This window comes from uncultured Buchnera sp. (assembly GCF_913776765.1).
GTDB lineage: Bacteria > Pseudomonadota > Gammaproteobacteria > Enterobacterales > Enterobacteriaceae > Buchnera > Buchnera aphidicola_AO.
Map to the genome: position 1 here is coordinate 285,164 of NZ_CAJYPO010000001.1, position 17,304 is coordinate 302,467.

Annotated in this window: 16 protein-coding genes, 1 tRNA gene and 1 pseudogene; 12 read left to right on the forward strand and 6 right to left on the reverse strand. The window is 26.2% G+C overall.

Annotated features, from left to right (window positions below; genetic code table 11):
• Nucleotides 1-46 precede the first annotated feature (46 nt).
• Entirely contained in the window at nt 47-1,204 is a 1,158-nt protein-coding gene (locus QZ401_RS01480; protein WP_295164298.1) for a chorismate mutase, read from the reverse strand.
• Nucleotides 1,205-1,567: 363 nt separating this feature from the next.
• On the opposite strand from QZ401_RS01480, the gene rplM reads away from it, so the two are divergent.
• Nucleotides 1,568-1,996, forward strand: coding sequence for a 50S ribosomal protein L13 (gene rplM, locus QZ401_RS01485; protein WP_295164300.1), 429 nt, complete (start codon nt 1,568-1,570; stop codon nt 1,994-1,996).
• 17 nt (nt 1,997-2,013) lie between these two features.
• On the forward strand, nt 2,014-2,406 hold the full coding sequence (rpsI, locus tag QZ401_RS01490; RefSeq protein WP_158337319.1) for a 30S ribosomal protein S9: 393 nt from the start codon (nt 2,014-2,016) through the stop codon (nt 2,404-2,406).
• 132 nt (nt 2,407-2,538) lie between these two features.
• On the opposite strand, the gene cgtA is transcribed toward rpsI, so the two are convergent.
• The 5 genes from cgtA to QZ401_RS01515 form a co-directional block, all read right to left on the reverse strand.
• Nucleotides 2,539-3,543, reverse strand: coding sequence for an Obg family GTPase CgtA (gene cgtA / locus QZ401_RS01495; protein WP_295164302.1), 1,005 nt, complete (start codon nt 3,541-3,543; stop codon nt 2,539-2,541).
• 142 nt (nt 3,544-3,685) lie between these two features.
• Nucleotides 3,686-3,940, reverse strand: a complete 255-nt coding sequence (rpmA, locus tag QZ401_RS01500) for a 50S ribosomal protein L27 (protein ID WP_295164304.1) — start codon at nt 3,938-3,940, stop codon at nt 3,686-3,688.
• A 6-nt stretch (nt 3,941-3,946) separates the two neighbouring features.
• The gene (rplU, locus tag QZ401_RS01505) at nt 3,947-4,270 is read right to left on the reverse strand and encodes a 50S ribosomal protein L21 (RefSeq protein WP_295164306.1); all 324 of its coding nucleotides are present in this window, start codon (nt 4,268-4,270) and stop codon (nt 3,947-3,949) included.
• A gap of 109 nt (nt 4,271-4,379) precedes the next feature.
• Entirely contained in the window at nt 4,380-5,633 is a 1,254-nt protein-coding gene (gene murA / locus QZ401_RS01510; protein ID WP_295164307.1) for a UDP-N-acetylglucosamine 1-carboxyvinyltransferase, read from the reverse strand.
• Between the two features lie 19 nt (nt 5,634-5,652).
• Nucleotides 5,653-5,913 (reverse strand): BolA/IbaG family iron-sulfur metabolism protein, encoded by a 261-nt coding sequence (locus QZ401_RS01515; protein ID WP_295164308.1) that lies wholly within the window; start codon nt 5,911-5,913, stop codon nt 5,653-5,655.
• 390 nt (nt 5,914-6,303) lie between these two features.
• Here QZ401_RS01515 and greA point away from each other — a divergent pair, with 390 nt between their 5' ends.
• From greA to truB, 10 genes and pseudogenes are all read left to right on the forward strand, one after another.
• Nucleotides 6,304-6,783 (forward strand): transcription elongation factor GreA, encoded by a 480-nt coding sequence (gene greA, locus QZ401_RS01520; RefSeq protein WP_295164311.1) that lies wholly within the window; start codon nt 6,304-6,306, stop codon nt 6,781-6,783.
• Nucleotides 6,784-6,815: 32 nt separating this feature from the next.
• The gene (gene rlmE, locus QZ401_RS01525) at nt 6,816-7,436 is read left to right on the forward strand and encodes a 23S rRNA (uridine(2552)-2'-O)-methyltransferase RlmE (RefSeq protein ID WP_295164313.1); all 621 of its coding nucleotides are present in this window, start codon (nt 6,816-6,818) and stop codon (nt 7,434-7,436) included.
• A gap of 65 nt (nt 7,437-7,501) precedes the next feature.
• A complete protein-coding gene (ftsH, locus tag QZ401_RS01530; protein ID WP_295164314.1) occupies nt 7,502-9,343 on the forward strand; it encodes an ATP-dependent zinc metalloprotease FtsH in 1,842 nt (613 codons plus the stop codon).
• Nucleotides 9,344-9,598: 255 nt separating this feature from the next.
• Nucleotides 9,599-10,937 (forward strand): annotated as a pseudogene (glmM, locus tag QZ401_RS01535) (phosphoglucosamine mutase).
• A 202-nt stretch (nt 10,938-11,139) separates the two neighbouring features.
• On the forward strand, nt 11,140-11,466 hold the full coding sequence (gene secG, locus QZ401_RS01540) for a preprotein translocase subunit SecG (RefSeq protein WP_295164315.1): 327 nt from the start codon (nt 11,140-11,142) through the stop codon (nt 11,464-11,466).
• Nucleotides 11,467-11,515: 49 nt separating this feature from the next.
• Nucleotides 11,516-11,597 (forward strand) — tRNA-Leu (locus QZ401_RS01545).
• A 151-nt stretch (nt 11,598-11,748) separates the two neighbouring features.
• Complete coding sequence (gene nusA, locus QZ401_RS01550) at nt 11,749-13,236, forward strand: transcription termination factor NusA (RefSeq protein ID WP_295164317.1); 1,488 nt, start codon at nt 11,749-11,751, stop codon at nt 13,234-13,236.
• A gap of 17 nt (nt 13,237-13,253) precedes the next feature.
• Nucleotides 13,254-15,866 (forward strand): translation initiation factor IF-2, encoded by a 2,613-nt coding sequence (infB, locus tag QZ401_RS01555; protein WP_295164319.1) that lies wholly within the window; start codon nt 13,254-13,256, stop codon nt 15,864-15,866.
• 59 nt (nt 15,867-15,925) lie between these two features.
• A complete protein-coding gene (gene rbfA / locus QZ401_RS01560; protein ID WP_295164320.1) occupies nt 15,926-16,300 on the forward strand; it encodes a 30S ribosome-binding factor RbfA in 375 nt (124 codons plus the stop codon).
• Nucleotides 16,301-16,320: 20 nt separating this feature from the next.
• Complete coding sequence (truB, locus tag QZ401_RS01565) at nt 16,321-17,259, forward strand: tRNA pseudouridine(55) synthase TruB (RefSeq protein ID WP_295164321.1); 939 nt, start codon at nt 16,321-16,323, stop codon at nt 17,257-17,259.
• Nucleotides 17,260-17,304: the final 45 nt, after the last annotated feature.

Below are 17,304 nucleotides of genomic sequence, written 5' to 3' on the forward strand. Positions count from 1 at the left end.
TAATATTAAAATAATATCTAAAAACCTTCTGTTTAATTAGATAATTCTATGGAATTATTGGTACTATATTTTCACTTGGATAACAACCTAGAATTTTTATAAATTTAGTAATTTTTCGAATTTGTTCAAGAGTTTCTTGCATTGAAGAAGATGATAAATTTCCTTGAATATCAATATAAAACATTTCTTCCCATGGATTTTTATAAATATTTTGAGAAGTTAATTTTTTCATAATTAATTTTTTTTTCTTTAAGATTAGCAAGACTTCGGCAAGGGCTCCTGATTCTTGACCTGTATTAAACATTAATGTTGTTTTTGTAGGTATTTTTGAAGAAGAAACAACAGGTTTTCTTGACAATAGGATAAATCTTGTAACATTTTTCTTTTTGTTTGCTAAATTTTTAGATAATACTTTTAATCCATAAATTTTACTTCCTAGTTCACTTCCTAAAGCAGCATTGGTTTCTATATTATGTTTGGCAATTTTTTTCATTGCATCTGCTGTACTATTAGTGTATTGAATTTTCCAATTTGGAAATTGTTTTATAAAATAACTACATTGTTGAAATGGTTGAGGATGACTATATATGACTTTAATTTTATTCAATTCTATTTTTTTCATTGCAAGTAAACAGTGATTTATTAAAATATTGATTTCTCCAACAATAAACAAATTTGTTTTTTTTAGAATATCAAATATTTCATTAATAAAACCAGAACAGCTGTTTTCTATTGGTAAAACAGCATAATCTGCTTGATTATTTTCAACTGAGTGTACAACTTCATTAAAATTTAAACATGCTTTTTCAATGCATGTTTTGAAATTTCGTTCTGCATATTGAGACGCGGCAATATGTGAATAAGAACCTTTAGGGCCAAGAAAAGAAAAACTAGAAAGATTAAGATTATTATCATTACAAAACTTATTTAATAATTTTTTTTGTGTTAATACAGATTCTTCGATTATTAGTTGAAATAAACGTGTTATATAATTAGTATCTAAATTGTTTTCTTTTCCTAAATTAGTTAGTTTTTCTAACAAATTTTTTTCTCTTTCTATATCTCGTATAGGTTGATTATTCTTTATTTTTGATTCTGCTATATTTAATACTAACTTTTTTCTTTTTGCTAATAATTGAACAATATTTTTATCGATCTCGTTGATTTCATGTCGAAAATTTAATAAATCATTTTTAGATAGCATAATTTATTTTACCTGTGAAATATTTAGTCTTTTTTATATTGAAATAAAATATATTTTTAATATACATTTTTTTTATTTTAAAATAAAAATAATAGTAATTTACATAAATCAGAATTTATTCTGCTGTTTTTTACTTTTTTTATAGTTTTATATAAAAAATTTATATTTTATATGTTTAAAATATAGGTAAATATTAATTTTAAATTAAAATGATGTAATTTATTAAAAGATGTGTATTTTTGATTAATTATTTATAAAAACATTTAAGAAAGTATTATTATCAATAATATATTTACTATATCTTATTAATTATAATCATAGTATTATTTTCTCTGTGAATAACTATTTTAAGTGAATTAGGAAATGAAAACTTTTTCAGCTAAATTAAATGATATAAAACGAAATTGGTTTTATGTTGATGCAACTAATAAAATATTAGGTAGATTCGCAAGTGCGTTATCTATTCGTCTTAGAGGTAAACATAAGATTGAGTATACTCCTCATCTTGACACTGGAGACTATATTATAGTTCTAAATGCTTCAAAAATATTAGTTACTGGACAAAAAAGAACTAATAAAATTTATTATCATCATACTGGCTACATTGGCGGTATAAAGCAATCAAGATTTGAAGAAATGATATTAAAAAACCCTGCTAAAATAATAGAAATAGCTGTAAAAGGCATGCTACCAAAAGGTCCTTTAGGCCGTTCAATGTTTAAAAAATTAAAAGTTTTTTCTGATGAAAATCATGATCATATAGCACAATGTCCTCAGTTTTTAAATATTTAAAAAAGGTATAAAAATAAATGGTTAAAATTCAAAATTATGGAACTGGACGTCGTAAAAGTTCTTCTGCTAGAGTTTTTCTTAGATCTGGTAACGGAGAAATAACTGTAAATAAACGTTCTTTAAAAGATTATTTTGGTCGTGAAACTTCTTGTATGATTGTACGTCAACCATTAGAATTAGTTGATATGATGAATAATTTTAATATTTATATCACAGTAAAAGGAGGAGGAGTTTCTGGCCAAGCTGGTGCGATTCGACAAGGAATTACACGTGCTTTAATTAAATATAATCATTTACTACGTTCTGAATTAAGAAAATCCGGTTTTGTTACACGTGATTCGAGACAAGTCGAACGAAAAAAAGTAGGTTTTCGTAAATCTAGAAAACGTACACAATTTTCTAAACGTTAACTAATTTTTTTTAAAGAACTTGGTTTTTATAACTTGATTTTTATAATAAACCGAGTTCTTTTTTTTATTTTCACAATGTTAAAAATTTTTGTTTTAAATTAAAATTTTAAAAAAGAAATTTTTATAAAAAAACTACTGTTTTTGTAAGTAAAATATTATATCAGAACATAATTTTTTAATGCCTGTTTTCTTAATTGCAGAAATTAGATAGAATTTTTCTTTTATTCTTAAAAAAGTTTTAATTTTACTAATTATTTTTTCCATGTCTGCAGGTTTTATTAAATCAATTTTATTAAGAACTAACCATCTTGGTTTTTTATATAAACTTTTATTGTATTTTTTTAACTCGTTTAAAACAATTTTTATATTTTCAATAGGATTGGAATAATCTATAGGACATAAATCAACGATATGAAGTAATATTTTACATCTTTCTAAATGTTTTAAAAAATGAATACCTAAACCAGAACCTTGAGATGCATTTTTAATTATTCCAGGAATATCGGCTATAATAAATTTTTTATCTTGCATGCATACACTTCCTAAAACAGGATTTAGTGTGGTAAAGGGATAGTTTGCAATTTTTGTTTTGGCACCAGATATATTTTTTACTAAAGTAGATTTTCCGGCGTTTGGCATACCGAGTGTTCCTACGTCAGCTATTAAAACTAATTCTAATTGAATATCCCGTTTTTCTCCTATTGATCCTAGTGTTCTTTGTCGTGGAGTTCTGTTAATTGAAGATTTGAATCTAGTGTTGCCTAATCCATGCCAACCGCCTTTGGCTATTAGTATTTTTTGTTTATGTTTAATTAAATCACCTATTATTTCACGTGTTTGATAATTAATAATTTTTGTACCAATAGGAACATATATTTTGATATCATTACCCTTTTTTCCAGAACAATTTCTTCCAGATCCATTTTCTCCGTGTGGAGCTTGAAATGTTTTTTTAAATCTCAGATCAATAAGAGTATTTAAATTATTATTAGATTCTAACCAAATATTTCCACCATCTCCACCATCTCCACCATCTGGTCCACCTTTGGGAATGTATTTTTCTCTCCTAAAATTAACACATCCATTTCCTCCATTTCCGGCAATAACTTGAATAATTGTGTGATCAATAAATTTCATTTTTTTTTCATTCTTTATTTTTATAAAAATTATTTGTTGTATATTTTTATATATTCAATTTTCTAATTTTTTAAAAGAGAATACCCCTCTTTAATTTAAAAAAGGGGTTTTCTATAATTAATGTTTTATAGAATATTTTATATTAATTAATTATGTTAATATAAGTTCTTTTTTTAATTCCCTTTTTTTTAAATTCTACTTTTCCTCGTGTAATAGCAAAAATAGTATGATCTTTTCCACACCCTACATTTTTTCCAGGATGAAATTTAGTTCCTCGTTGTCTTACAATAATACTACCTGCTGAAATAAGTTCGCCACCAAAACATTTAACACCTAATCTTTGAGCATTAGAATCTCTGCCGTTTCTTGTAGATCCACCAGCTTTTTTATGTGCCATTGTTATTTATTTCCCATTAAAATTATTAATATCTAAAATTTTTACGTTAGTAAAATGTTGACGATGACCTTGTTGTTTTTTATAGTGTTTACGACGATTGAATTTTATTACTTTAATTTTTTTTAATCTACCATGATTTTCAACATAGGCTTTAATTTTACTTCCGTGTAAAAAAGGTTTTCCTATTTTTATTTCATTTTCATCAGCAATCATTAAAATTTTATCAAATTCAATTATCGAACCCGGTGGATTGTTTAATTTTTCTAATTTAATAATTTGATTTTTTTTTACTCGATATTGTTTTCCACCACTAATAAAAACTGCATACATAAAAATACTCCTGTTTTTTCAGTTATTTTATTAACATAATGTTGTTAATCAAAACTTAATTTTTAATTTAAATAAATAAAAATAACATCATTAAAATATAAAAAACATTTTATATATATTTAATATTCGCGCCTAATTTGTTTAGTTTTTCAGAAAATAATTCATATCCTCTTTTAAAATGATAAATATTATTAACTATTGTAATTCCTCTAGCAATGCAACCTGCTAGAACTAATGTTGCTGATCCTCTTAAATCGTTAGAAAACACATTTTGAGAATGCAAATTAGAAACGCCTTTACAAATAATAGAGTTGTTTTTTATTTTTATTTTTGCTCCCATTTTAATTAGTTCTGAAACATAAATAAAACGATTCTCAAATATGTTTTCAGTGATAATACCTTTACTTTGAGAAATACTGTTAAGTAAAGTAAATTGTGGTTGCATATCTGTTGGAAATCCTGGATATGGAGAAGTTGAAACGTTTATAGATTTTGGTTTTTTCCCTCTCATGTCTAATTGAATCCAATCCTTCCCTGTTTTAATTTTAGCTCCTGATTCTGATAATTTTATTAATACATTTTTTAAATTTTTAGGTTCGGTATGACAGCAAGTAATATATCCTTGAGATACTGCTGCTGCAATTAAAAAAGTCCCTGTTTCAATTCTATCAGGTATAATTTGATGTTTGCCTCCAGTTAGTTTTATAACACCTTTGATAAAAATCTTATTACTACCTGCTCCGACAATGTTTGCACCTAAAGTATTTAAAAACTTAGCAATATCAATAATTTCTGGTTCTTGGGCTGCATTTTCAATAATAGTTGTACCTTGAGCCAATGCAGCTGCACTCATAATAGTAATAGTTGCTCCTACACTTATTTTTTCGAGATAAATATGTTTTCCTATTAAGGGTCTTCTAATAGAAGCAGAAATATAATTTTCTTCTAAAACAATTTTTGCTCCTAATTGAATTAAACCTTTAATATGAAGATCAATAGGTCTGGATCCTATTTTACAGCCTCCTGGTAGAGATATTTTAGCTTGACCAAAACGAATTAAAAGAGGTGCTAGCATCCAGATAGATGCTCTTATTTTTTTTGTTAAATCATATGGTGGAGAATAAATTTTTATTGAACTTGTATCAATATACAAGAGTTTTTTTCGATGTTTTATTTTTGCTCCTAAACTTTTTAGCAATTTAATTGCTATAGTTATATCTGTTAGTTGCGGTATATTACTTATCTTAACTTTTTCTTCTGTTAATATAGTCATAAACAAAATAGGCAGAGCTGCATTTTTAGAACCAGAAATTCTAACATTTCCATTTAATTGTTTATTGCCTTCTATATATAATTTATTCATTTACTATTAAATCTCTAAACTATTTTTTAATATACGTTATTCGTGATTTTTTATCCCATTCTTCTAACGTGTAAGATTTTATAGATATAGCATGAATTTTATTTTCTGTGATCATATCTACTAAAGGATGATAAATTGTTTGTTGTCTTTTAACTTGAGTTAGTCCTTTAAATATATTTCCTATAGCTGTTATTTTGTAATGATTATTATCTTCTGTAACATAAATGTCTTTTAAATTTAATTTTTCTTTTAGAATTGATATTATTTTTTGTTTATTCATTTTTAAATATACTTTTGAACGATTGTTATAAAATATTAAATTTTTAAAATTTTGATAAATTTTATTTTTTACATTAAAATAGATATCTAAAATAGATACATAAATTGTTAACTAATGGTTATAAACATATGTACCATTAGGTTATATAATTTAAAAAAAATATTAAATTTAATAATTTTTTTAATTTAAAATTTATTAAATTTTATCAATGATATAGTAATATTACTATATTTTTATTTGAATCATTACTTATATAAAATAAAAATTTTTTAATATTTAAAAAATTTTATAGAAATATAAAAATAATGATATTTTATAAATATTTTTTTATGCTTAAAAAAAAGATTAGTTTTATATTTTTTTAAGAAGTAACATAATGAGGTATTTTATATGATTAATTTAATTCCAATGACTGTTAGAGGTGCTGAAAAACTTCGCGAAGAACTTGAACAACTAAAAAACGTAAAACGTCCTCGTATTACTATCGAAATAGCAGAAGCCAGAAAGCATGGTGATCTAAAAGAAAATGCTGAATATCATTCAGCTCGAGAAGCACAAAGCTTTTGTGAAGGACGAATACAAGAAATTGAATCTAAATTATCTAATTCTCAAATTATAGATATAACAAAGATATCAAATGATGGAAGAGTGGTTTTTGGTTCTACAGTTACCATTTTAAACATAAAAAGTAATGAAGTTTTTACTTATCAGATTGTGGGTGATGATGAATCAGATTTCAAAAAAAATTTAATTTCTATTAATTCTCCAATGTCAAGAGGTTTAATTGGTAAAACTATTAATACCATTGCCATTATATGTACACCATCAGGTAACGTTGAATATAAAATTTTAAAAATAGATTATATTTAAATTTATGTTTTTTTTGTAAAGATACTAAAAATATGATTTCTAAAAAAAGATCAAATAGTTCTAATCGTTGGTTAGAAGAACACTTTAAAGATCAATATGTTAAGGAGGCTAAAAATAAAAAAATACGTTCTCGATCTTGGTTTAAATTAGAAGAAATTGATAAAAGTAATAGATTATTTAAACCCGGAATGAATGTTCTTGATTTAGGATCTTCTCCTGGAGGATGGTCTCAATATGCAATTAGTAAAATCGGGAAAAAAGGATATATTTTAGCTTGTGATATATTGCCAATGAAGAAAATAATAGGTGTTGATTTTTTTCAAGGAGATTTTCGTAATAAAAAAACATTAAATTTTATATTAAGTAATTTATCTAATATTAATTTTAATTTAATTATGTCTGACATGGCGCCTAATATTACAGGTTGTTCGTCTATTGATATGCCACGGATTATCGAAATATGTAAGATAGTTTTTAAAGTATCCGATTATTTATTATCTCGAAATGGTATTTTATTAGTAAAATCATTTCAAGGAGAAGGTTTTAATGAATTCTTTGCACATATTAAAAATTTATTTTCAAAAATTAAAATTTGTAAGCCTAAAACTTCTCGATCAAGATCTCGAGAAATATTCATTCTAGCAACCAGATAAAAAAATGATAATCTGTGTTGTTTTTTAAAAATAGATGTTAATGAGAGGTTGTTCCCTTGAGTGACATGGTTAAAAACCTGATCTTCTGGTTAGTTATTACAGTTGTTTTAATGTCTGTTTTTCAGAATTTTAATTCTAGCGATACCAGTAATCATAGAGTTGATTATTCCACTTTTTTATCAGAAGTTAATCAAGATCAGGTCCGTGAAGCATATATTAACGGACGGATAATTAGTGTTACTAAAAAAGACAGTAGTAAATATACTACATATATTCCTATTAATGATCCTAAGTTATTAGATAATCTTTTAACAAAAAATGTTAAAATTATTGGTGAAATGCCTGAAGAACCAAGTCTTCTTATATCTATTTTTATTTCTTGGTTTCCAATGCTATTGCTGATAGGTGTCTGGATTTTTTTTATGCGTCAAATGCAAATGGGTGGTGGGAAAGGAGCAATGTCTTTTGGTAAGAGTAAAGCACGTATGTTATCAGAAGATCAAATTCAAACCACCTTTTCTGATGTTGCAGGATGTGATGAAGCAAAAGAAGAAGTTAGTGAATTAGTGGAGTATTTAAAAGAACCTAGTCGTTTTCAAAAATTAGGAGGAAAAATTCCTAAAGGTATATTAATGGTAGGTCCTCCCGGAACTGGTAAAACATTACTTGCAAAAGCAATAGCAGGTGAAGCAAAAGTTCCATTTTTTACAATTTCTGGTTCTGATTTTGTTGAAATGTTTGTTGGAGTAGGGGCATCTAGAGTAAGAGATATGTTCGAACACGCCAGAAAATCTGCACCATGCATTATATTTATTGATGAAATTGATGCAGTTGGTCGTCAAAGAGGTGCTGGATTAGGTGGTGGCCATGATGAAAGAGAACAAACATTAAATCAAATGCTTGTAGAAATGGACGGATTTGATGGTAATGAAGGTGTTATTTTAATAGCTGCTACTAATAGGCCAGATGTTTTAGATCCTGCCTTACTTCGTCCTGGTCGTTTTGATCGTCAAGTAATTGTCGCATTACCAGACGTGCGTGGAAGAGAACAAATTCTAAAAGTACATATGCGTAAAGTTCCTTTATCTAAAGATGTAGATCCAATGATAATTGCTCGTGGTACACCAGGGTTTTCAGGTGCAGATTTAGCTAATTTAGTTAATGAAGCTGCACTTTTTGCAGCTCGGTTTAATAATCGAGTAGTATCTATGATACATTTTGAAAAAGCAAAAGATAAAATTATGATGGGTTCTGAACGTAGATCCATGGTAATGAGTGATTTCCAAAAAGAATCTACTGCATATCATGAAGCGGGTCATGTCATCATTGGCAGATTAGTACCCGATCACGATCCTGCACATAAAGTTACAATTATTCCTAGAGGTCAAGCATTGGGAATAACCTTTTTTTTACCGGAATCAGATACACTCAGTATTAGTCGTCAAAAACTAGAAAGTCAGATATCTACACTTTATGGTGGTCGTTTGGCAGAAGAAATTATTTACGGTTCTAAAAACGTTTCAACTGGTGCTTTCAACGATATTAAAGTTGCTACAAATTTAGCACGAAATATGGTAACTCAATGGGGATTTTCAGATAAACTTGGTCCTTTGTTATACGCTGAAGAAGAAGGAGAAGTTTTTTTAGGTCGTTCAGTTGCTAAAGCAAAGCATATGTCCGATGAAACAGCTAGAATTATCGACGAAGAAGTGAAATTGTTAATTGAAGTTAATTATAACCGCGCTAGAAAAATTTTAAATGAAAATCTTGATATTTTACATGCTATGAAAGATGCTCTAATAAAATATGAAACTATTGATTCATTGCAAATTGATGATTTAATGGAAAGACGAGAAGTGCGACAACCAAAAGGATGGCCTGAAATTAATCAGAAAAAAGATGTTTAAATAAATATATTTTTAAAATAAGTTGTTATTTTTTTTATTTAGTTTTTAAAAAAATATTTTTTGTTAATGAAATAAAATTTTGATGTAAATCACATTCTTTTTTTAAAAAAGAATTAGAATAAGATGAAGTCATAAAATTATTATAGCTTCATCTTGTTTTCTAAAAATTAAGATTATATTTCATTTTTTTTAAAAAAATATTTACTATATTTAAACATTAAAAATAATTTAAAAAAATATAAGGATAAAATTTTTATGACATATTTAAAGTATTTTAGCACTGACGGTATACGTGGACCGGTAGGGAAAAAGCCTATGACTCCAGATTTTTTATTAAAGCTAGGACAAGTTATTAGTACAGTATTAGGTGAAAATAAAAAAAAAAATTGTTATAGGAAGAGATACGCGTATTTCAGGATGCATGTTACAGTATTCTTTAGAGTTTGGAATTTTATCAAAAGGGTTTTCAACTATTTTAGTTGGTTGCATACCTACTCCTGCAATTGCATATTTAACTCAGTCTTTAAATGCTTCTGTTGGAATTGTTATTTCAGGTTCTCATAATCCTTTTTATGATAATGGAATAAAAATTTTTTTTAAAAATGGAACAAAAATAACTGAAGAAAAAGAATTTATTATTGAAAAAAAATTAGATGATTCTCTATATGATTCTTCTTATTCAAGAAATTTTGGTTTTTCTAATAAAATTAGAAATGCTGTAAAAAGATATGTTAATTTTTGTAAAAGCACTTTTCCTCATAATATAAACTTATCTAAATTTACTATTGTACTAGACTGTGCCAATGGTTCAACTTATAACGTAGCGCCTAAAGTTTTTCAAGATCTTGGTGCAAAAGTCATAACTTCTTCTATTTATCCAAATGGAATCAATATCAATAAAAATTCTGGATCTACTAATATTTGTGAGTTAAAAAAAATAGTTGTGTCAGTAAAAGCAGATATTGGTTTAGCATTTGATGGCGATGGAGATCGTGTTATTATGGTAGATCATTTAGGAAATGAAGTAAATGGAGATCAAATTATTTACATAATTGCACAAGAATATTTAAAAAATAATCAATTAAAGGGTGGAGTAGTAGGAAATTTAATGACTAATATGGGTGTTGTTTCTGGATTAAAAGCACTTGGTATTCCTTTTTGTGCAGCAAAAAAAATAGGAGACCGTTACATATACAAAAAAATTAAAGAAAAAAAATGGATGATTGGCGCAGAACAGTCAGGACATGTTGTTTTATTAGATAAACACTCTACTGGTGATGGAATAATAGCTAGTTTACAAGTATTATTAAGTATGATTAGAAATAATACATCTTTATATTTTTTGTCTAATCAAGTAAAATTATTACCCCAAATATTGTTGAATGTTTTTTTCAATAAAGACAAAGATTTTGAAAAAGATGCAAAATTTCAATCTATTGTTTATAAATCTAGAAATATTTTAGGCCAATCAGGTCGTTTGTTTATACGGAAATCTGGTACAGAACCGTATATTCGAATTATGGTAGAAGGTGAAAATTATCTTCAAATAAAAAAATTAGCTTATAATATTTCAGATATAATTAAATCAATGTAGTTTCTTATAAATAAGAAATTTTATTTTAAATTGAAAATATATTATATTAATTTTTATTTAAAAAATAAAAAAAGAATTTTTTTAAAAAAAACATATATAATCTAAAAATGTATATACTTTATAAGTATAAAATATTTTTTAAATAAAATATGAATTGATGTATATTTAAAAAATAATTTATAAAAAAGGAAAATAATATTTTATGTATTTATTTTTTTTAATTTTTTTAATTTTAATTTCTTTTTCTTTGATTTTCTTGATTTTATTACAACCAGGGAAAGGATTTAATAACACTATACATTTAAATACATCTAACAATCTTAATTTTTTTAATAATATTGGAAATAGTAGCTTTATAAAAAATGTTATCGGTGTTTTTGCTGGTTTTTTTTTAGTTCTTAGTATTATTTTATGCAATATTAATGATAAAAAAGTTAATTCAGATGTTTTTTTAGAAAATAATATACAAAAAAAGATTATAAATGAAAGAAAAGAGCTAAAAATGTTAAATAATGAATTACCGCATTAAATTTAAAATCTTTTAGCATAGAAATCTTTTATACTTATATATATTTTATACCGAGGTGGTGAAATTGGTAGACACGCTATCTTGAGGGGGTAGTGCCTTTAGGCATATGGGTTCAAGTCCCATCCTCGGTATTGTTTTTTAATGAAAAAAGTTATAGAAAAATATTTTATAAATCATATTTAGTAATTTTATAAATAGGGTGATCTTACCTAAAACCCCGAATTTTCGGGGTTTTTTATTATAATATTTATTTGAAAAATTTTTAGTTTGAGGTTGTCTAAGATGAATAAAGAAATCTTAGCTGTTGTAGAAGCTGTATCTAATGAAAAATCACTTCCACGTGAAAAAATTTTTGAAGCTTTAGAAATTGCATTAGCAACAGCAACTAAGAAAAAACATGAACAAGAAATTGATGTAAGAGTCAGTATAAATCGTAAAACTGGAAATTTTAGCACCTTTAGACGATGGATGGTAGTAGATATAGTGACTCATCCAACAAAAGAAATTACTTTAGCAGCCGCTTGTTTTGAAGGTGAAAAAGTTAAAATTAATGATTATATAGAAGATAAAATTGAATCTGTAAACTTTGATCGAATAACAACTCAAACTGCCAAACAAGTAATTGTTCAAAAAGTACGCGAAGCGGAACGAGCAATGTTAGTTGATCAATTTCGAAAACATATTGGTCAAATAATTACTGGTGTAGTTAAAAAAATCAATCGAGATAATTTAACTTTAGATTTAGGTAATAATGCTGAAGCATTAATTTTACGTGAAGGGATGCTACCTCGAGAAAATTTTCGGCCTGGAGATCGTATTCGTGGTATTTTATATGGAGTATGTCCAGAAGCCCGTGGTGCACAATTATTTCTTAGTCGTTCAAAAACTGAAATGCTCATTGAGCTTTTTCGTATAGAAGTGCCTGAAATTGGAGAAGAAGTGATTGAAATTAAAGCAGCTGCGCGTGACCCTGGTTCTCGTGCTAAAATTGCAGTAAAAACTAATGACAAAAGAATTGATCCAGTGGGAGCTTGTGTAGGGATGAGAGGTGCACGAGTACAAGCTGTATCTAGTGAATTATGTGGAGAACGAATTGATATTATTTTATGGGATGATAATCCTGCCCAATTTGTTATTAATGCTATGGCTCCTGCTGATGTCGTTTCTATTATAGTAGACGAAGATCACCATACTATGGATATTGCTGTGGACTCAAGTAATTTAGCACAAGCTATTGGACGAAATGGTCAAAATGTTCGCTTAGCTTCTCAAATTAGTGGTTGGGAACTGAACGTTATGACTACAGAAGATCTTAGATCTAAACATAAAGAAGAAGCTTATGCTGCTTTTAATACTTTTAAAAAAAATTTAAATGTTAGTGAAAAAATTATTAAAACTTTAGTTAAAGAAGGTTTTTCTTCTCTTGAGGAATTAGCTTATATACCATTTAATGAATTATTAGAAATTGATAATTTAACAGAAAAAGAAGTACAATTAGTTCGCGAAGGCGCTAAAAATGGATTACTTCTTCTTGAGTTAGATCAAAAAAATAAAATTAAAAATAAAAAAATTGAAAAAGATTTGTTAAACATAAATGGTATGAATGAACTATTAGCTTTAAAATTAGCGGAAAAAAATATATTTACTGTGGAAGAATTAGCTGATCAAGGAATAGATGATTTAATTGATATTGAAAATTTAAATTCTGAGCAAGCTGGTTTATTAATTATGGCTGCTCGTAATATATGTTGGTTTGGTAATAAAGTCTGATAATAGGAAAAAATAGTATGGTTGATATAAATTTAAAAATTTTGTCAAATGAAATTAAAATATCTGTTAAAGAATTAATAAAAAAATTATCTGAAATTGGTATTTCAAAAAATGAAAATGATTGCATCAATATAGCAGAAAAGAAAAATTTATTAAAATATTTAGAAAATAAAAAAAAATCTTTTTTAAGTACTTTTATTTTACAAAGAAAAACAAGAAGCACCTTAAATGTATCAACTCCTGGAGGTAAAAACAAATCTGTTCAAATAGAAGTAAGAAAAAAAAGAACATATCTTAAAAACAATAAATCTGAATTAGAACCTTTATTAAAAAATAAGATTTTATCGCAAAAAAAAGAAAAAAATCACTTAAAATCATTCAAAAAAACTCTTTTAAAAGAAAAAAAATCTCAAAAAAATACTGAAGTTTTAGAAGAAAGTAAAGCTAATATCAATTTTACGTATCCAGGTAAATTAAATCAATTAAAAAAATCTAATATTTCAAACAAAAATGAAAAAAATAAATCTTTAAAAAAAAACATAGATTTAAATAATCGTTTACTTAATACGAAAAAAATAATAAAAGATAACACTGAAAATCGAAAATTATATAAGGAAGAAAAAAAAGACTATCGTTTAACAACATTTCTTCATACTCAAAATACAGAAGATGATAATAATCATGAAATCGAAAAAAACAAAAAAAATTACAATCGAAACGTAAAAAATTATCGTCAAAAGAAAAACAATAAACAAAATAATCAAATAAAAAATAAAAAAGATGAAGTTCGTATTTCTAAAAGTAAAAAAAATATTAAAAAAAAGAATAAATCTACTTTATTACAACAAGTTTTTAAAAAACCAGAATCTATTATCAATCGAGATGTAGTTATCAATGGTACTATTACTGTATCCGATTTAGCCAATAAAATGGCAATAAAAAGTTCTGAAGTAATAAAAAATATGATGAATATAGGGATAATAGGCACAATTAATCATGTTCTTGATCAAGATACAGCGCAATTGATTGCAGAAGAAATGGGACATAAGGTTATTTTACATCGCGAAAATGAATTAGAAGAACTAATAATGAAAGACCGTGATACAGGGAATAACATTTCTATGGTACGTGCACCCGTAGTTACTATTATGGGACATGTTGATCACGGTAAAACATCACTTTTAGATTATATTCGCTCTACAAAAGTAGCTTCTCATGAAGCAGGTGGGATTACACAAAATATTGGTGCTTATCATGTTACTACTGATTTAGGTTCTATTACCTTTTTAGATACACCAGGACATTCTGCTTTTACAGGTATGCGATCTCGTGGGGTAAAAATTACTGACATTGTTGTATTAGTTATTGCAGCTGATGATGGAGTAAAACCACAAACTATTGAGGCAATTCAACATGCAAAAGAAGGCAATGTTCCAATTATAGTTGCTATTAACAAAATAGATAAATTAGATTCTAATATAGATCAAATTAAAAATGATTTGACAAAATATAATATTCTTTCAGAAGAATGGGGCGGTGAAAACATATTTGTTCTTATTTCTGCAAAAACAGGTAAAGGTATAGATGATCTGTTAAATGCAATTGTATTACAATCAGAAATATTAGAACTTAAAGCTATATCTACAGGTATGGCTGAAGGTGTTGTAATAGAATCCTTTTTAGATAAAGGAAGAGGACCAATAGCGACTGTTTTAGTTCAAAAAGGAAATTTAAAAAAAGGAGATATAATACTATGTGGTTTTGAATATGGTCGTATTAAAATGTTACGCAACGAAACTGGGAAAATACTTAAGCATGCAGGACCATCTATTCCAGTAGAGGTTTTAGGTTTATCTAAAGTACCATTTGCTGGTGAAAAAGTAACTGTAGTACGTGATGAAAAAAAAGCGAAAGAAGTTGCTTCCTATAGAAAAGATAAATCTCGTGAAATTAAATTATCTAATCAGAATAGATCAAGTTTAGAAAATATGTTTGAAAATATTAAAAGAAATGATTTTTCTGAATTAAAGATTATTATTAAATCTGATGTACAAGGTTCTTTAGAAGCTATTTCTGGTGCTTTACTTAAGTTATCTACTAATGAAGTAAAAGTAAATATTATAGCTTCAGGTATTGGAGGAATTACAGAAACAGATGCTTCTTTAGCACTTGCTTCTAATGCTATTATTTTAGGTTTTAATGTTCGAGCAGATGCTTCTGCTAAGAAAATAATTGATTTAGAACATTTAGATCTTCGTTATTATTCAGTTATTTATGATTTAATTGATGAAGTCAAAACAGCTATGACGGGTCTTTTGTCACCCGAATATAAACAAAATATTATTGGTCTAGCTGAGGTAAGAAATACATTTAAATCTCCTAAATTTGGATTAATTGCAGGATGTATGGTTACTGAAGGTATTATTAAAAGAAAGAATCCCATTCGTATACTAAGAAATAATATAGTTATATATGAAGGTGAATTAGAATCATTACGTCGTTTTAAGGAAGATGTAAATGAGATACGGAATGGCATAGAATGTGGGATTGGTATAAAAAACTATAATGATCTACGAATTGGGGATGTCATAGAGGTATTTGAAGTTAAAGAAGTAAAAAGAATATTATAAATTCAAATTTATAGAAGATTATATATTTTTTAGAATATCTTAAATTTGGTAATAAAATCATGGAAAAATCGTTTAGTCGATCTTTTAGAATTGCTCAAGAATTACAAAAAAAAATTGCTTTTATTATACAGTATTCTCTTAAAGATCCACGTATTAAAACTATAATAACAGTTTCTGAAGTTCGATTGTCAAAAGATTTATCTTATGCTCAAGTTTTTGTTAGTTTTTTAGAAACTAAAAACTGTTTAACTGTAAAAAAAATATTGATTTTATTGAATAACGCTTCTGGCTATGTTCGAAAATTGTTATGCAAGAAAATAAATTTAAGAATTATTCCAACTATTGTTTTTTGTCATGATGATTCTTTTTTTAAAGGCAATAAAATTTCTATATTATTAAATAAATTAACAAAAAAGAATAACATTATATTATGAATAAAATAAAGGATAAATAAATGTTTTTTCATAAAAAACGTAATGTTAATGGATTTTTATTATTAGATAAACCTCAAGGAATGTCTTCTAATAATGTTTTACAGAAAGTAAAAGTTATTTTTAATGCTAGAAAAGCAGGTTATGTTGGAACTTTAGATCCCTTGGCTACTGGTATGTTACCTATTTGTTTTGGTGAAGCTACAAAATTTTCTCGTTATTTGAGTGAATCTGATAAACATTATAATGTAGTTGCTAAGTTGGGCGAAAAAACATCTACTTCTGATTCTGAAGGAGTAATTTTAAGAAAACGACCTATTATTTTCACTTCTCTTGAACTTAGTTTGGCTTTAAAAGAATTGACAGGTTTAATTAATCAAATACCTTCAATGTACTCGGCTATTAAATATAAAGGTCTTCCTTTGTATAAATATGCACGAAAAGGAATAAATATTAAACGTAATATCAGACATGTTTTTATATATAAGATTACTCTTATTGAGCAAAAAGATGATTGGATTGAATTAAATGTGCATTGTTCAAAAGGTACTTATATTCGAACACTTATTGAAGATTTAGGAGAAAAACTATTTTGTGGAGCTCATGTAGTTGCATTACGTCGTTTAAAGATAGGATTACTTTCTTATTCTAAATTAGTTAAGTTATCTTTTTTAGAAAAATTATTGAATGAAAAAAATACTAAACAAATAAATTTTTTAAAAAAAGTAGACAATTTTCTGATGCCAGTTGACACTCCAATTCATTTTTTACCTAAGATATATATTTCTATTAAAAAAATATCTTTTTTCAAATTAGGACAAAAAGTTAATTTTTCCTCTACTATTCAAAATAGTTTAGTACGTGTTTTTGAAAAAGACAATAATACATTTATCGGATTAGGAAAGATTAGTTCTGAACAAACATTAATTCCATATCGATTAGTTTCTATGTTGACTAATTAAGTTAATCTATATTAAATTTAACAATAGCATGATATTATTTTTTAA

Bases quoted from the DNA above. Each gene is read 5' to 3' on its own strand.
- QZ401_RS01480 (WP_295164298.1), bottom strand. From the start codon at position 1,204: ATGCTATCTAAAAATGATTTATTAAATTTTCGACATGAAATCAACGAG.
- rplM (WP_295164300.1), top strand. From the start codon at position 1,568: ATGAAAACTTTTTCAGCTAAATTAAATGATATAAAACGAAATTGGTTT.
- rpsI (WP_158337319.1), top strand. From the start codon at position 2,014: ATGGTTAAAATTCAAAATTATGGAACTGGACGTCGTAAAAGTTCTTCT.
- cgtA (WP_295164302.1), bottom strand. From the start codon at position 3,543: ATGAAATTTATTGATCACACAATTATTCAAGTTATTGCCGGAAATGGA.
- rpmA (WP_295164304.1), bottom strand. From the start codon at position 3,940: ATGGCACATAAAAAAGCTGGTGGATCTACAAGAAACGGCAGAGATTCT.
- rplU (WP_295164306.1), bottom strand. From the start codon at position 4,270: ATGTATGCAGTTTTTATTAGTGGTGGAAAACAATATCGAGTAAAAAAA.
- murA (WP_295164307.1), bottom strand. From the start codon at position 5,633: ATGAATAAATTATATATAGAAGGCAATAAACAATTAAATGGAAATGTT.
- QZ401_RS01515 (WP_295164308.1), bottom strand. From the start codon at position 5,913: ATGAATAAACAAAAAATAATATCAATTCTAAAAGAAAAATTAAATTTA.
- greA (WP_295164311.1), top strand. From the start codon at position 6,304: ATGATTAATTTAATTCCAATGACTGTTAGAGGTGCTGAAAAACTTCGC.
- rlmE (WP_295164313.1), top strand. From the start codon at position 6,816: ATGATTTCTAAAAAAAGATCAAATAGTTCTAATCGTTGGTTAGAAGAA.
- ftsH (WP_295164314.1), top strand. From the start codon at position 7,502: ATGGTTAAAAACCTGATCTTCTGGTTAGTTATTACAGTTGTTTTAATG.
- secG (WP_295164315.1), top strand. From the start codon at position 11,140: ATGTATTTATTTTTTTTAATTTTTTTAATTTTAATTTCTTTTTCTTTG.
- nusA (WP_295164317.1), top strand. From the start codon at position 11,749: ATGAATAAAGAAATCTTAGCTGTTGTAGAAGCTGTATCTAATGAAAAA.
- infB (WP_295164319.1), top strand. From the start codon at position 13,254: ATGGTTGATATAAATTTAAAAATTTTGTCAAATGAAATTAAAATATCT.
- rbfA (WP_295164320.1), top strand. From the start codon at position 15,926: ATGGAAAAATCGTTTAGTCGATCTTTTAGAATTGCTCAAGAATTACAA.
- truB (WP_295164321.1), top strand. From the start codon at position 16,321: ATGTTTTTTCATAAAAAACGTAATGTTAATGGATTTTTATTATTAGAT.